The 14,164-nt window shown below is 61.8% G+C and carries 14 protein-coding genes and 1 other RNA gene; 3 read left to right on the top strand and 12 right to left on the bottom strand.

Annotated features, from left to right (window positions below):
- The first annotated feature begins 28 nt into the window (after positions 1-28).
- Entirely contained in the window at positions 29-1,168 is a 1,140-nt protein-coding gene (locus AQ611_RS04310) for a methionine aminotransferase (protein WP_069235127.1), read from the top strand.
- A gap of 167 nt (positions 1,169-1,335) precedes the next feature.
- Here the strand turns inward: AQ611_RS04310 and erpA are convergent, their stop codons facing one another.
- The 3 genes from erpA to rplM form a co-directional block, all read right to left on the bottom strand.
- Entirely contained in the window at positions 1,336-1,704 is a 369-nt protein-coding gene (gene erpA / locus AQ611_RS04305) for an iron-sulfur cluster insertion protein ErpA (protein WP_059569076.1), read from the bottom strand.
- A gap of 203 nt (positions 1,705-1,907) precedes the next feature.
- Positions 1,908-2,300 (bottom strand): 30S ribosomal protein S9, encoded by a 393-nt coding sequence (gene rpsI, locus AQ611_RS04300; RefSeq protein WP_004194309.1) that lies wholly within the window; start codon positions 2,298-2,300, stop codon positions 1,908-1,910.
- A gap of 11 nt (positions 2,301-2,311) precedes the next feature.
- The gene (gene rplM / locus AQ611_RS04295) at positions 2,312-2,740 is read right to left on the bottom strand and encodes a 50S ribosomal protein L13 (protein WP_006025277.1); all 429 of its coding nucleotides are present in this window, start codon (positions 2,738-2,740) and stop codon (positions 2,312-2,314) included.
- 671 nt (positions 2,741-3,411) lie between these two features.
- Between rplM and AQ611_RS04290 the strand changes: the two genes are divergently transcribed.
- Positions 3,412-3,834: an OsmC family protein gene (locus AQ611_RS04290; protein ID WP_059515953.1), complete on the top strand. Its 423-nt coding sequence runs from the start codon at positions 3,412-3,414 to the stop codon at positions 3,832-3,834.
- A gap of 87 nt (positions 3,835-3,921) precedes the next feature.
- Here AQ611_RS04290 and rnpB read toward each other — a convergent pair.
- From rnpB to pyrC, 3 genes are all read right to left on the bottom strand, one after another.
- Positions 3,922-4,334, bottom strand: an RNA gene (gene rnpB, locus AQ611_RS04285) — RNase P RNA component class A.
- Positions 4,335-4,554: 220 nt separating this feature from the next.
- Positions 4,555-5,376, bottom strand: a complete 822-nt coding sequence (locus AQ611_RS04280) for a DUF3025 domain-containing protein (RefSeq protein ID WP_069233795.1) — start codon at positions 5,374-5,376, stop codon at positions 4,555-4,557.
- A gap of 44 nt (positions 5,377-5,420) precedes the next feature.
- Positions 5,421-6,479, bottom strand: a complete 1,059-nt coding sequence (gene pyrC, locus AQ611_RS04275; protein WP_069233794.1) for a dihydroorotase — start codon at positions 6,477-6,479, stop codon at positions 5,421-5,423.
- 230 nt (positions 6,480-6,709) lie between these two features.
- Here pyrC and AQ611_RS04270 point away from each other — a divergent pair, with 230 nt between their 5' ends.
- A complete protein-coding gene (locus tag AQ611_RS04270) occupies positions 6,710-7,621 on the top strand; it encodes a class II glutamine amidotransferase (RefSeq protein WP_059515946.1) in 912 nt (303 codons plus the stop codon).
- 262 nt (positions 7,622-7,883) lie between these two features.
- On the opposite strand, the gene AQ611_RS04265 is transcribed toward AQ611_RS04270, so the two are convergent.
- From AQ611_RS04265 to AQ611_RS04240, 6 genes are all read right to left on the bottom strand, one after another.
- On the bottom strand, positions 7,884-8,969 hold the full coding sequence (locus AQ611_RS04265; RefSeq protein WP_146011777.1) for a hypothetical protein: 1,086 nt from the start codon (positions 8,967-8,969) through the stop codon (positions 7,884-7,886).
- 310 nt (positions 8,970-9,279) lie between these two features.
- Complete coding sequence (locus AQ611_RS04260) at positions 9,280-10,005, bottom strand: amino acid ABC transporter ATP-binding protein (RefSeq protein WP_059515942.1); 726 nt, start codon at positions 10,003-10,005, stop codon at positions 9,280-9,282.
- Positions 10,002-10,679 (bottom strand): glutamate/aspartate ABC transporter permease GltK, encoded by a 678-nt coding sequence (gene gltK, locus AQ611_RS04255; RefSeq protein ID WP_059515940.1) that lies wholly within the window; start codon positions 10,677-10,679, stop codon positions 10,002-10,004. Before gltK ends, AQ611_RS04260 begins: the two co-directional genes overlap by 4 nt.
- Positions 10,679-11,419: an amino acid ABC transporter permease gene (locus tag AQ611_RS04250; RefSeq protein WP_059515938.1), complete on the bottom strand. Its 741-nt coding sequence runs from the start codon at positions 11,417-11,419 to the stop codon at positions 10,679-10,681. Before AQ611_RS04250 ends, gltK begins: the two co-directional genes overlap by 1 nt.
- A gap of 83 nt (positions 11,420-11,502) precedes the next feature.
- Positions 11,503-12,396: a glutamate/aspartate ABC transporter substrate-binding protein gene (locus AQ611_RS04245; protein ID WP_059515936.1), complete on the bottom strand. Its 894-nt coding sequence runs from the start codon at positions 12,394-12,396 to the stop codon at positions 11,503-11,505.
- A gap of 234 nt (positions 12,397-12,630) precedes the next feature.
- The gene (locus AQ611_RS04240) at positions 12,631-13,935 is read right to left on the bottom strand and encodes a Glu/Leu/Phe/Val family dehydrogenase (protein WP_059515934.1); all 1,305 of its coding nucleotides are present in this window, start codon (positions 13,933-13,935) and stop codon (positions 12,631-12,633) included.
- Between the last annotated feature and the right edge of the window lie 229 nt (positions 13,936-14,164).

The raw sequence follows: 14,164 nt of genomic DNA, 5'->3' as shown, positions 1-14,164 counted from the left end.
GCTCCGCCGCGTCGACCGGAACCGTTCCATGCGCTCCTCCAAATTACCGAACAGCGGGCTGTCCATCTTCGCCGTGATCGCCCGGCAGGCCGCCGACTATCAGGCGATCAATCTCTGGCAGGGCGCTCCCAACTTCGCGCCCGCCCCCGAATTGATCCGCGCCGCGGCGCAAGCGATGCAGGATGGTTTCAACCAATACGCACCGATCCCTGGTCTGCCGGCGCTGCGCGAAATTCTCGCGGAAAAAACCGCCGCGCTATATGGCGCCCATTACGACGTCGATCGCGAAATCACCGTGACCGCAGGCGGCAGCGAAGCTATCTATTCGGCCATCAGCGCGCTCGTGAGCGCCGGCGACGAAGTGATCTTCTTCGAGCCGGCGTTCGAATGCTACGAACCGGCGATCCGGCTGCAACGCGCAACGCCCGTTGCGCTCAAGATTCGGCTCGATACGCTGCGCATCGATTGGGACGAAGTGGCGGCGTCGATCACGCCCCGAACCCGGATGCTGATCGTCAATACGCCGCACAATCCGACCGGGGCGGTCTTCGATCAGCACGACATCGACCGGTTGATCGCCGTGACACGCGGCACCGACATCGTGATCCTCGCCGACGAAGTGTACGAACACATGGTCTACGACGGACGCACACATCACAGCATGTCGCGCTATCCGGAGCTGGCCGAGCGCAGCGTCGTCGTGCTGTCGCTCGGCAAGACTTACAGCGTGACGGGCTGGCGGGTGGGCTATTGCGTGGCGCCGGCCGAACTGACAACCGAAATTCGCAAGGTCCATCAGTACCTGGTGTTTTCCGCGTCTGCGCCGCTGCAAGCTGCGCTTGCCCGCGCGTTGACGCGGCCAGCGAGCTATCTTGACCTGCCGGCGTTCTATCAGCGCAAGCGCGATCTGCTCACGGACGCGATGGCCGGCTCGCGGCTCGAGATCGTTCCGAGCCAAGGCAGTTTTTTCATGTTGGCGCGTTTTCGGGGCTTTTACGACGCGAGCGACCAGGATTTCGTGCTCGATGTGCTGCGTCGCAAGCAGGTCGGCGTGATTCCGCTGTCGAGCTTTTACCGCGACGGCGCGGATACCGGCCTGGTGCGTTTGAGTTTTTGCAAGGACGACGCGACGCTGCGCGAAGGCGGCAGGCGCCTGGCCGAACTCTGAGCGGCGTAGCCCCGCCACGGCGTTGCGGCGCTGGGGCGCGGCTTTGCACCTGCCGGCTGCCGCCACCGCCCGGCAATCGAGCCGAATCGCTCACCCGGTTTGGCTGCCGCCAAAAAGAAACGGGGCATTGCGCCCCGTTTCCGACTATCCGGCAATGACACCCGGCATTAAACCGAGAATGACGAGCCGCAACCGCAAGTCGTCGTCGCGTTCGGATTCTTGATAACGAATTGCGCGCCGTTCAAATCGTCCTTGTAGTCGATTTCGGCGCCAACCAGATACTGATAGCTCATCGAATCGATCAACAACTGGACGCCGTTCTTGTTCATCACGGTGTCGTCCTCGTTGATTTCTTCATCGAACGTGAAGCCGTACTGGAAACCCGAGCAGCCGCCACCCTGCACGAACACGCGCAGCTTGAGGTCGGGGTTGCCTTCTTCGTCGATCAATTGCTTGACCTTGTCGGCCGCCGCATCGGTAAAGACGAACGGGGCCGGCATCTCGGTAATTGCCGCGGATTCGGTGACAGCGTTCATGCGAACTCTCCAAAAAGCATTGGCGCTATTGTAGGACCGATCCGCAGATCGTGCTTGCGCAGGAGAAATCAAGATGCACACGAACATTTTTTGCGCATTCCTTGCGCAAACACAAACCGTGCGCACATAAAAAAACCGCCAGTGCAAAAACTGGCGGTTTTTCTTGCTGCGGCACCGCGTGCAGCGGCACGCGGCACAAGCGATTAACGCTTCGAGAACTGCTTCGCGCGGCGTGCCTTGTGCAGACCGACCTTCTTACGCTCGACTTCACGCGCATCACGCGTGACGAAGCCTGCGTTCGACAGCGCCGGCTTCAGCGTCGCGTCGTAGTCGATCAGCGCGCGGGTGATGCCGTGACGCACCGCACCTGCCTGCCCCGTTTCACCGCCGCCCGACACGTTCACCTTGATGTCGAACGTCTGCGCGTGGTTCGTCAGTTCCAACGGCTGACGCACGATCATCAGCGACGTTTCGCGCGAAAAGTAGTCGGAAATGGGCTTGCCGTTGACGACGATGTCGCCCTTGCCAGCCTTGATGAAGACACGAGCGACTGCGCTCTTGCGGCGGCCCGTACCGTAATTCCAGTTACCGATCATGTGGGCTCCCCTTAGATCTCGAGCGCCTTCGGCTGTTGCGCCGAATGCGGATGCGTGGCTTCAGCGTAGACCTTCAGCTTCTTGATCATCGCGTAGCCGAGCGGGCCCTTCGGCAGCATGCCCTTGACCGCCTTCTCGAGCGCGCGGCCCGGGAAGCGTTCCTGCATCTTGCCGAACGTCGTTTCATAGATACCGCCCGGGTAGCCCGAGTGACGGTAGTACTTCTTGTCCAGAGTCTTGTTGCCCGTGACCTTCAACTTGCTCGCGTTGATGACGATGATGAAATCACCGGTGTCGACGTGCGGGGTGAACTCAGGCTTGTGCTTGCCGCGCAGACGGCGTGCCACTTCGCTGGCGACACGGCCGAGAACCTTATCCGTCGCGTCAATCACGTACCATTCGCGCGCCACCTCATGGGCTTTTGCGGAAAACGTCTTCATGATCGATCCAATAAATTTGCTGTGCCCGATGTTCTTTTCCTGCTTGTCTGTGTGCGCTTCGTGGCGCGGTGCAGGCTCTCCCTGTTCTTTTTCCGTGGGCATGAATGCGGAAAAGCCCTGAATTATAAAGAGATTTGCATTGACTGGTCAATGGCAATCGGCATCGGCCACCGTGGCCGGCTAACGCCGGGTGCGTATTGACGGCGGCGCATGCGAAAAATGTCCGCCGAAACTTGCATTCGACGAAAAATCAGACGAAAAAAAACCCGAACCGCCGGTTCGGGCTTAATCCACCAAAGGAGGAGGGTGGAGGAGACATGCAGAGGTTGCCGCAACGCGACAACCAATGTCTCGCATTATACGAGGCCGATCTTAGTAGGACAAGAAAAACCGCATTGAGAAATATGATTTTATAATACGAAAATACCAGGCCATGTGAAGAAATCCCTATTTTTCTTTCGAATCAAATAGATAAGTTACCGTCTGTAAAGCGCCCTTTTTTCTTCTCGAGCCAAACCCCTAGATCCGGCAGGGGCTTGCCGACTCGTCGAATCGCTCGCGAAGCCTCGCCGGGCGCGGCGCTCAGCCATATTGCATCGCATCAACCGCATGCCCGGTGCAGGGCTACAATGCCGGTTGACAATTAAATCAAGCAACGCTGGAGCTCACGCATGGAATGCAAGATTAGCTGGATGGGACAGGATGGCATGGCGTTCGCCGCCCAAACGGGCAGCGGCCACCTTGTCTCGATGGACGGCGCGCCGGAAGGCGGTGGGCACAACCTCGCGCCGCGTCCGATGGAAATGGTGCTGGTCGGCACGGGCGGCTGCACCGCGTATGACGTCGTGCTGATCCTAAAGAAGAGCCGCCAGGAAGTGACCGGCTGCTCGGTGTCGCTCAAGGCCGAGCGCGCGAGCGAGGACCCAAAGGTCTTCACGAAGATCCACTTTCACTTCACGGTGACGGGCCGCAATCTGAATCCCGCAACCGTCGAACGCGCGATCAATCTGTCTCACGACAAGTACTGCTCGGCTTCGATCATGCTGGCAAAAACGGCCGAGCTTACGCACTCGTTCGAGATCGTCGCCGTATAAGCCTGCCGCGCCCAAGCGGGCGCCGGGATCGCCGAACGAAAAAAGGCCGCCGTTGCACGATGCAGCGGCGGCCTTTCGTTTATCGATCGGCAAAGCGGGCCGATAAGCCGGATTTTGTGCAGACCGCCCGCTCGAAAGCGCGCGGTCCGTGGCAGCCATTCCTCTAGGCGCGCCATTGCTGACGCGCTCAAGCTTCCTACCCGCAGACGAGACGGGGGCACCGTCCTGCATCCGAAAATGCGCGCCTGCCTACTTGGAATTGCTCCGGGTGGAGGTTACCGTGCCGGTCTGCGTCGCCGCAGCCGCGGTGCGCTCTTACCGCACCGTTTCACCCTTACCTGATCCCGGCTTGCGCCGGGCCATCGGCGGTTTGCTTTCTGTTGCCCTGTTCCGCGTGTCGCCACGGATGGCCGTTAGCCATCACCCTGCCCTATTGGAGTCCGGACTTTCCTCGCCCTTCGCGGCACAACCGCGAAAGCCGCGACTGCCTGGCCTGCTTTGCGAACGGAATTTTAGCACCGCGACGCGGCACCCGTTCAAGCCGTGAGTGCCGATCGGCGGCACCACAACATTGTCATCGCGAGGCTGTTGCCGGAGACAGCGCTTTTCAGCCCGTGAGCGCATCGGCCGGCGACAGCGTGCAGCCGGCCGCTAGTTCCGGCCACGTTTGCATCTTCTCGCTCGCCTCATCGCAGACTCGGGCCGCGTGGGCACCAACGCTCAAGCGGCCCGCGAGCGCCGGCCGCTGCGAAACACCTGGGGATCGTCGTAAAACGACGGTGATGCGTTCGCCGCCCACCAGCCGGGCACGCCGAGCACCGGCAAAGGGGAGAACGCGCGGCTCGTCGGCAGCGCGTCGCCCAACGCCACCGCGGCATGCTCGTCGAGCCACGCGCGGCGCGCCGCTTCGTTCCATTCGAAATAAACCTGCGGCACGTCGACGATCCACGCATGCGCGGTGCACCCCTTGTACGGCTCAACGAGCTTCTCCAGCAGCGCGTGGCCGACGATCCGCGCCTCGCAGCGCGTGCCCCACGCGGCGCGCGACGCGAGCATCAGCGTGCGCCAGTCGAAGCTGCGCAGCGCAGCCGCGAGCGCGGGGTCGGATGTCGCGAACAGCGCCCCATTTTCGTCGAACAAGGTCAACGCATCCCGGACGGCGCCGCGCGCCGGGCCGACGCCGGTGACGTCGATCGCCGCCGCTTGGCGCGCGTTGAGCATCGCCTTGATCCGCGGATAGGCGAACCAGACGAGCGCGTTGAAAAAATCATGCGTGTTGTGGCGCGTCGGAACCGCGCCTGTCGCCGCAATATGCGTTTCGTAGGCAACGCCGTTGGGCAGCGCCGCCTGCGCAATGAAACGAAGCGGCAGCCCGGCCGCCGTCGCGACGGATTCGACGCGCGCATCGTCGTTCAGGGTGCGCAGCCACGCCAGCTCGCCCTGCCGCGCGGCCCGTGCCCAGCGCTCGCCACGCCCGGCAAACGGCGCGAGCCACGCTGCGCGCCAGTCGATCTCGAAGCCGGCGCTCGTGCCTCTTTCCATGCCGATCAACCCGCAGCGGCCAGCCAGATGCCCGTGCCGGCGCGTCAGACGAGCCGCCAGCCGATCGGCTCGCCGCCGCGCAGCGGCACGACGCTCAAACCGCCCGCGTCGATCTCGCCCGGCAATTCCCACGTCTCGCGGCGCAGCGTGACCGTCTCGCCGCTGCGCGGCAGCCCGTAGAAGTCCGCGCCGAAGAAACTCGCGAAACCTTCGAGCTTGTCGAGCGCGCCCGCCTGATCGAATGCCTCCGCATACAACTCGAGCGCGTGCAGTGCCGTGTAGCAGCCCGCGCAGCCGCATGCGGCCTCCTTCAGCCCCTTCGCGTGCGGCGCGCTGTCGGTGCCGAGGAAAAAGCGCGGATTGCCCGAGGTCGCCGCAGCCACCAACGCGGCCCGATGCGTCTCACGCTTGAGCACCGGCAGGCAATAATAGTGCGGACGAATCCCGCCGATGAATAGCGCATTGCGGTTGTACAACAGATGATGTGCGGTGATCGTCGCGCCGACGCGGCCGTGCGTGGTGTCTGCATCGCGCACGTAATCGGCCGCGTCCTTCGTCGTGATGTGCTCGAACACCACGTTGAGGGCCGGAAACGCGCGGCGCAGCGGCTCCATCACGCGGTCGATGAACACCTTCTCGCGATCGAACAGGTCGATCGACGCGTCCGTCACCTCGCCATGCACGAGAAGAGGCATGCCGGTATCCTGCATCGCGTCGAGCGTCTTCGCGCATTTGCCGATGAGATCGGTCACGCCGGCGTCGGAGTTCGTCGTCGCGCCCGCCGGATACAGCTTCACGCCGTGCACGAAGCCGGCCTCGCGCGCGCGGCGGATCTCGTCGGGCGGCGTGTTGTCGGTCAGATACAGCGTCATCAGCGGCTCGAACGCGGCGCCCGCCGGCAGCGCGGCCAGGATGCGCTCGCGATACGCGTGCGCTTGCGCCGTCGTCGTGACGGGCGGCTTCAGGTTCGGCATGATGATCGCCCGGCCGAATTGGCGGGCGGTATGCGGCAGGACGGTGGCCAGCATTGCGCCATCGCGCACGTGCAAGTGCCAGTCATCGGGGCGCGCGAGGGTGAGCGTGTCGGAAGCGGAAGCGTTCATGGTGTCGTGTGGGTGTAACGGGCGGCAAAGCGGGCGGCACAGGCGATGCGCACCGCGCGGGCGGCGCCGACTGACGGCCAAACTGCAACCGGGGCACGCGCATGGATTGCGTCGTTTGCCGGCACGGATTCCGCCTTTTGCCGCTCAGGGCTCGGTGATATGCTTGAACCCGTCATTGTACCGGCTCAGCCCGGTATCCTTACCCGCCAGCATTCAGCCGCCCCAGCAATATGTGTCAACTTTTCGGAATGAACTGCGCCGAACCGACGGACGTGACGTTCTCGTTTACCGGCTTCGCGGCCCGCGGCGGGCTCACCGATCACCATGCCGACGGCTGGGGCATCGCGTTCTTCGAGGACAAGGCGTGCCGGCTGTTCATCGACCAGCAGTCATCGGCGACTTCGCCCGTCGCCGAAATGGTCAAGCGTTACCCGATCAAATCGAAGAACACGATCGCGCACATCCGCAAGGCGACGCAAGGCCATATCCTGCTCGAGAATTGCCATCCGTTCATGCGCGAGTTATGGGGCCGCCACTGGATCTTCGCGCACAACGGCGATCTGCCGGGCTATGCGCCCGATCTCGGGGGCGGCGTCTATCAGCCGGTCGGCACGACCGATAGCGAAAAGGCGTTCTGCATGCTGATGCGTGGCCTGCGCGATGCATTCCCCGACGCACAGCCGCCGCTCGCCGAGCTGTTCGAGCAACTCGGCGAACTCACGCGCGGCATCACGCAGCACGGCGTGTTCAACTTCCTGATGTCGAACGGGCAAGCGCTCTTTGCGCATTGCTCGACGCGCCTGCATTATCTGGTGCGGCGCTGGCCATTCTCGACCGCGCACCTGATCGACGAGGACATCTCGATCGATTTCGCGAAATACACGACGCCTGAAGACCGGGTTGCCGTGATCGCAACGCAGCCGCTGACCGACGACGAAGTGTGGACCGCGCTCGAACCCGGCGAGCTCGTGATGTTCCAATGCGGCGACGTCGCCGCGCGCATGCGCATTCCGGTGCCGGAAATCGTGCTCGAGAAGCTCAGGAATCCTGCGCTCGATGCGTCCGCATCGGCGCCGCGCCGGGCAGCCGCGCTCGCCGCGGACGGCGCGGACGATCCGGGCGACGATCCGATCGATTTTTGACGCCGCGGCTCCCGCCAATCGCGCCTTCTTATCCAACGGCGTTCGCCGCGACTGACGCACGGACGCGGCGCTGATCCCTCATAACAGGCACCGGGCAAACCGGCGGCAAAACGATGATTGCGCTTTATCAGATCAAACCGGTTCGATCCGCGGCCGACAAATTCCGGTCTCAATAATCGCAAAAGCAATCCACGCGCGCCAACCCCCGCATTCGATAAAATGCCGCCGGCTCAGGCCGTCCTTGCCGGACGAACATCCGTGATCAGAGCATCTCCTTGATCGAGCCGTCATCCTTTACGAAACTAAAAACGGCGGCGGGATTATGATTGACTTTCCATTCGTCTATGCGTTTTGCCGCCGCGAGCGCCCACGCCTGCTCCAAAGTCGGTAGCTGACGATCCTGCCCGGCCGCTCCTTCATGAAAATCTCCATCGATCACGATAGGATTGATATCGTCGTTCAACGAATCCAGCGGGCCTTGCTCGTATAGTTTTTGAACCGAAACAGGTCCGAAGTCCGTATCGATTCCATCCATTTCATATCCGTCGGCACTCTTCAGCGGCCGCAGCGCCCACTCCCCGGCCGATATCTTCTTAAACCCCAGCCGGGTCATCATATTGGCTTGCTTGGTCAACACCGCTTCAGGCGTTCTCCATTTTGTATCGACAGCACGGGCTCTCCATTGAATATTGCCCTCGCTCATCTCCTTTACATACAAAGCGCGAGGATCGGCCGGCATATTCAACAACCTACTCACGATCCCTCGAAATTTCGCGCTCGATACCGCTGCCGACACATCTTCGCGCCGAGGAAGATCCGGCAAGATATCTGCGCTGTAGTTTTTTTTAGTTATGCTGCCGACATGATCATGCAATACCCAGCTTATCGAATCGGCGGCCTGCGGCGCCCCTTTATCGATAGATTTGACCTTGAATCCCATGGTCGCCCATGCGAAACCGAGTCTTCTAATTAAATTGCCGGCCCCCTCAACCAGAGGATCGATATTCATCTTATACACGGCGCGCCCCATCTCATTAATCGGAATGATCAAACTCAATGAGATATCGCCGTTACCCTTGTCGTATTCATGTACAAACCCTTGCCTATCAAGATAAGCAAAATAATCCTGCAAATTATAACTTCCACCTTCTTTGCCGGCCTGGGCGGGTCGAACATCAATCGCGCGAGCAGGGGGCGAGGATTCGAGTAAGTCCGTCAACAGACCGCCTCCCATGCTGACTGTCTGCGGTTGCGCGGCTGTCAACGCCGCAGCGGCAGACGAGGAACTCGGGCGCTCGGTCGTTGACGACTGCGCACCGACATTTTGATTAATAGGATGAGTATTCATTTAATGCATAGCCTCATTACCTTATAAGGCGTTCAGCGTAATCCTCGATCCTCCGATAAAAAAATAGCCGTGCGAAACGAAACCCGGTCGAACGAAATCCGCGAGAGTCCGATCTGCTTGAGTAAGCCTGGCCCGGCTCGAGCAGGCCCGTCTAAAGAAAAACACCCTGCGGCGCAGCCCGCCCGCAGGGTGAAAATATCTGTCTACCTGCAGCCGCCGAACGCCCGACGGACTTGTTCTTTGCCGACCGGCACCGCCACGCCTGTCGATACCTACCCGCCCGTATCGGCCCCGATCGGCACTCGGGCGCTCAGTGCAGGATCTTCGCGAGAAAGTCCTTCGCACGATCCGATTTCGGATTCGCGAAGAAATCCTCCTTGCGGTCGTCCTCGACGATCGCCCCCTTGTCCATGAAGATCACGCGATGGGCAACCTTCTTCGCGAAGCCCATCTCGTGCGTCACGCACATCATCGTCATGCCTTCCTGCGCGAGTTCGACCATCACGTCGAGCACCTCGTTGATCATCTCGGGATCGAGCGCGGACGTCGGCTCGTCGAACAGCATCGCGATCGGGTCCATCGACAGCGCGCGCGCGATCGCCACGCGCTGCTGCTGGCCGCCCGAGAGCTGCCCCGGGTACTTGTCCGCATGCGCCTTGAGCCCGACGCGATCGAGCAGCTTCAGCCCCTTCGCGGTCGCCTCGTCCTTGCCGCGGCCGAGCACCTTGATCTGCGCGAGCGTCAGGTTTTCGGTGATCGACAGGTGCGGGAACAACTCGAAGTGCTGAAATACCATCCCGACCTTCGAGCGCAGCTTCGACAGGTTCGTTTTCTTGTCGCCGACCGATTCGCCGTTGACGAGAATCTCGCCCTGCTGGAACGGCTCGAGGCCGTTCACCGTCTTGATGAGCGTCGACTTGCCCGAACCCGACGGCCCGCAGACGACCACCACTTCACCCTTCTTCACTTCGGTCGTGCAATTGGTCAGCACCTGAAACTGGCCGTACCACTTCGACACGTTCTTGATTGAAATCATCTTGTGACCTTTTTCTGGAAACCCTTGACCAACATCGACGCGACCGAGCACACGACGAAATAGCATGCGCCCGCGAACAGGATCATCTCGACGTTCGTGCCGTCGCGATCGCCGATATTCGCGGCCGTGCGGAAGAAGTCCGCGAGGCTGATCACATAGACGAGCGAGGTATCCTGGAACAGCACGATCGCTTGCGTGAGCAACAGCGGCACCATCGCGCGAAAAGCCTGCGGCAGGATCACGAGGCGCATCGCCTGCGCGTAGTTCATGCCGAGCGCGAATGCCGCGTTGACCTGCCCGCGCGGCACCGCCTGAATACCGGCGCGGATGATCTCCGAATAATACGCAGCCTCGAACAGCGAGAACGCGACCATCGCCGACGCGAGCCGGATGTCAAGCGTCGGCGACAGCCCGAGCACGCCTTGCAGCACCTGCGGCACGATCAGGAAGAACCACAGCAGCACCATCACGAGCGGAATCGAGCGGAACACCGTCACGTAGCCTTGCGCGAACCATTGCAACGGCTTCACGCCTGACAGGCGCATCAGCGCGAGCAGCGTGCCCCAGACGATCCCGACCACGATCGCGATCAGCGTGATCTTGAACGTGACGATCGCGCCCGTCCAAAGCGTCGGCAGCGCGCCGGGAATACTACTCCAGTCGAACTGATGCATCACTTGCCTCCGATATAGCCGGGCAGCCGGGACTTGCGTTCGACCCAGCGCATGAACGTCATCACGATCAGATTGATGATCACGTAGGCCAGCGTCACCGCGATGAACGACTCATAGGTCTGCGCGGTGTAGTCGACGAGTTGGCGCGCCTGCGCGGACAAATCGAGCAGACCGATCGTCGAGGCCACCGCGGAATTCTTGAAAATGTTCAGAAATTCCGACGTGAGCGGCGGCACGATGATCCGGTAGGCAACGGGCAGCAGCACGTAGCGATACGTCTGCCATTGCGTGAAGCCCATCGCGAGGCCGGCCGCGCGCTGGCCCTTGGGCAGCGCGTTGATCCCCGAGCGCACCTGCTCGCACACGCGCGCGCCGGTGAAAAGCCCGAGACAGACGACCGACGCCGTGAAGAACTGCGTGCCCGGCGGCAATTGCTTGATCCATGTGCCGATCGACGCGGGCAACAGTTCCGGCACGACGAGATACCAGACGAAGAACTGCACGATGAGCGGGATATTGCGGAAAATCGATACATACAGCGTACCGATTGCCGCGAGCCCCTTGTTCGGCACGGTGCGCAGCACGCCGAACAACGAGCCGACGGCGAGCGCGATCACCCAGGCGACGAGCGACACCTTGACCGTCACCCAGAACCCCGACATCAGCCAGCCGAGGTAGGTGGTCGGTTCGCCAGTCGAAACGGGGGAAAGGAAAATGCCCCAGTTCCAGTGGTAAGACATAGCGAGACTCCGGCAAAAAGAAACGGAAGAAGCCGAGCCTCTTCCGTTTCATCAGCGCTAAACAGGTTCGAACAGCGATACGCTCAGTCGAGCGCCTTGTCGTTCGGAGCGGCGTAGAGCTTCTTCATCGCGTCGGAGAGCGGGAAGTTCAGGTTCAGCCCCTTCGGCGGAATCGGATTCTCGAACCACTTCGCGTAGATCTTCGCGGCTTCGCCCGATTTCTCGACATCCGCGATCGCGTCGTCGACCACCTTCTTGAACGCCGGATCGTCCTTGCGCATCATGCAGCCATACGCTTCCTGAGACTGGGCCGTGCCGACGATCGCCCAGTTGCCCGGCTGCTTGGCCTTCGCGCGCTCGCCTGCGAGCAGCGCGTCGTCCATCATGAACGCGGCCGCGCGGCCCGTCTCGAGCGTCTGGAACGACTCGCCGTGGTCCTTCGCGCTGATGATCGTCATGCCCATCTGCTTTTCGTTGTTCATCGCGCGCAGCAGACGCTCGGACGTGGTGCCCGCCGTGGTCACGACCGTCTTGCCCTTCAGATCGGCGAAATCCTTGATGCCCGAATCCTTGGCCGTCATCAGGCGCGTGCCGATCACGAAAATCGTGTTCGAGAACGCCGCCTGCTTCTGGCGGTCGAGGTTGTTCGTCGTCGAGCCGCACTCGATGTCGACCGTGCCGTTCTGCACGAGCGGAATGCGGTTCTGCGACGTCACCGGAATGTTCTTCACCTGCAGGTTCGGCAGACTCAGCTTCTTCTTGACCGCGTCGACGACCTTCATCTGGAAGTCGCGCGAATAGCCGACCACCTGCTGGTTCTGATCGTAGTACGAGAACGGAATCGACGATTCGCGGTGTCCGAGCGAAATCACGCCGGAATCCTTGATTTTTTTCAGCGTGCCCGTCTCCTGGGCAATGGCGCCGCCGGCGAACACGCTCAGCATCGCGGCCATCAGCATGGCTTGTTGGAATTTCATTGTGGTCATCTCCTTGGCGAAAACCCGCGCCAGTTTAGCAAAGTCATATTTTTGAAAGTAATGGTCGTAAACCACACTCCCGGCGGGGCAGGTTGCGCATACGCAATACATCCATACATAGTAGATGCTTCGCATACGCGCGCGGGCGGCCTCGTACTCGAGGCCGCCCGCGAAAAAACGAGGCGCCGCCCGCAAGGCCGCGCCGCCGCACCGGCCAACCGGCCGGTCAAAGGATCAGGGGTACAGACCGCGCATTTCGCGCGCCATCAGAATGCGCTTGCACGCAACGATGAACGCGGCGGTGCGCACCGACACCTTGTGCTCCTCGGCCACCGCCCACACGCCGGCGAACGCTTCGCGCATCACCCGTTCGAGACGGTGGTTGATCTCGTCCTCGGTCCAGAAGAAGCTCGAGAAGTCCTGCACCCACTCGAAGTACGACACGGTCACGCCGCCCGCATTCGCGATCACGTCGGGGATCACGAGCACGCCGTTGGCGCTCAGGATGTCGTCGGCCGCGGTCGTGGTCGGGCCATTCGCGCCTTCGACGACAATCTTCGTGCGGATCTTCGACGCATTCTTTTCGGTAATCTGGTTTTCAAGCGCGGCCGGAATCAGGATTTCCGTCTCGACCGTCCAGAACTCATCGTTCGGCATCGGCTCGGCGCCCGTGAAACCGGCGACACCTCCCGTCTGCGCGACGTGATCGAGCAGCTTGGCCGTATCGACGCCTGCCGGCTGGTAAATCGTGCCGGTGTGATCCTGAACCACGATCACCTTCGCGCCCGCTTCCTGGAACAGCCGAGCGGCGATTCCGCCGACATTGCCGAAGCCCTGTACCGCGATGCGCGCGCCCTCGATCTCAACGCCCTTCTTCTTTGCGGCTTCGCAGCCGACCACGAAAACGCCGCGGCCCGTCGCCTCCTTGCGGCCGAGCGAGCCGCCCAGCGAAATCGGCTTGCCGGTCACCACGCCCGTCGCCGTCTGGCCCTGGTTCATCGAGTAGGTGTCCATCATCCACGCCATCACCTGCTCGTTGGTGTTGACGTCGGGCGCCGGAATATCGGTGTTCGGCCCGATGATGATGCCGATCTCGCTCGTGTAGCGGCGCGTCACGCGCTCGAGTTCGCCGCGCGAGAGCTTGCGCGGATCGACGCGGATGCCGCCCTTCGCGCCGCCGTATGGCACGTTGACCGCCGCGTTCTTCACCGACATCCAGGCGGACAGCGCCATCACTTCGGACAACGTGACATCCTGGTGATAGCGCACGCCGCCCTTGCCCGGCCCGCGCGACACGTTGTGCTGCACGCGATAGCCTTCGAAGTGCGCGACGGTGCCGTTATCGAGCTCGATCGGCACGTCGACGACCAGAATGCGCTTCGGGCGCTTGAGCGTTTCGAGCCAGCGCGACAGCGAGCCGAGGTACGGCGCGACACGGTCGACTTGCTGCAAATAGTTGCCCCAGGGCCCGAGATCGTCCGCGTGCAGGTATGACGGAATGGATTGCGCAACGGACGGGGACTGCGAATGCGAAGACATGGAATCTCCAACGGTCGAAGAATGCGCCCATTGTCGAAAAAGCCCATTTCGAAATCCAATGCCGTTTGCTTATTCGATTATGCATTTCTTGCATGATCGGGCTTTTGCACGAAAAACCGTCGATACGCAGCGCGAACGCACGCAATTGCGGTGCGATCGGCCGCCGCAATTTTCATGTGCGCAACGGCGGGCGGCGTAACGGCACACCGGCCTCGCGCGTGCCGCGGGC

It is taken from the genome of Burkholderia singularis (genome assembly GCF_001718875.1).
In the GTDB taxonomy this organism is placed as follows: Bacteria; Pseudomonadota; Gammaproteobacteria; order Burkholderiales; family Burkholderiaceae; genus Burkholderia; species Burkholderia singularis.
Note: the sequence above shows the minus strand (reverse complement) of the source record. Positions and strands in the feature narration are given on the sequence as shown.

Bases quoted from the DNA above. Each gene is read 5' to 3' on its own strand.
- AQ611_RS04310 (WP_069235127.1), top strand. From the start codon at position 29: ATGCGCTCCTCCAAATTACCGAACAGCGGGCTGTCCATCTTCGCCGTG.
- gltK (WP_059515940.1), bottom strand. From the start codon at position 10,679: ATGCATCAGTTCGACTGGAGTAGTATTCCCGGCGCGCTGCCGACGCTT.
- AQ611_RS04280 (WP_069233795.1), bottom strand. From the start codon at position 5,376: ATGGAAAGAGGCACGAGCGCCGGCTTCGAGATCGACTGGCGCGCAGCG.
- erpA (WP_059569076.1), bottom strand. From the start codon at position 1,704: ATGAACGCTGTCACCGAATCCGCGGCAATTACCGAGATGCCGGCCCCG.
- AQ611_RS04240 (WP_059515934.1), bottom strand. From the start codon at position 13,935: ATGTCTTCGCATTCGCAGTCCCCGTCCGTTGCGCAATCCATTCCGTCA.
- pyrC (WP_069233794.1), bottom strand. From the start codon at position 6,479: ATGAACGCTTCCGCTTCCGACACGCTCACCCTCGCGCGCCCCGATGAC.
- AQ611_RS04265 (WP_146011777.1), bottom strand. From the start codon at position 8,969: ATGAATACTCATCCTATTAATCAAAATGTCGGTGCGCAGTCGTCAACG.
- AQ611_RS04270 (WP_059515946.1), top strand. From the start codon at position 6,710: ATGTGTCAACTTTTCGGAATGAACTGCGCCGAACCGACGGACGTGACG.
- AQ611_RS04250 (WP_059515938.1), bottom strand. From the start codon at position 11,419: ATGTCTTACCACTGGAACTGGGGCATTTTCCTTTCCCCCGTTTCGACT.
- AQ611_RS04245 (WP_059515936.1), bottom strand. From the start codon at position 12,396: ATGAAATTCCAACAAGCCATGCTGATGGCCGCGATGCTGAGCGTGTTC.
- rpsI (WP_004194309.1), bottom strand. From the start codon at position 2,300: ATGATCGGTAACTGGAATTACGGTACGGGCCGCCGCAAGAGCGCAGTC.
- rplM (WP_006025277.1), bottom strand. From the start codon at position 2,740: ATGAAGACGTTTTCCGCAAAAGCCCATGAGGTGGCGCGCGAATGGTAC.
- AQ611_RS04290 (WP_059515953.1), top strand. From the start codon at position 3,412: ATGGAATGCAAGATTAGCTGGATGGGACAGGATGGCATGGCGTTCGCC.
- AQ611_RS04260 (WP_059515942.1), bottom strand. From the start codon at position 10,005: ATGATTTCAATCAAGAACGTGTCGAAGTGGTACGGCCAGTTTCAGGTG.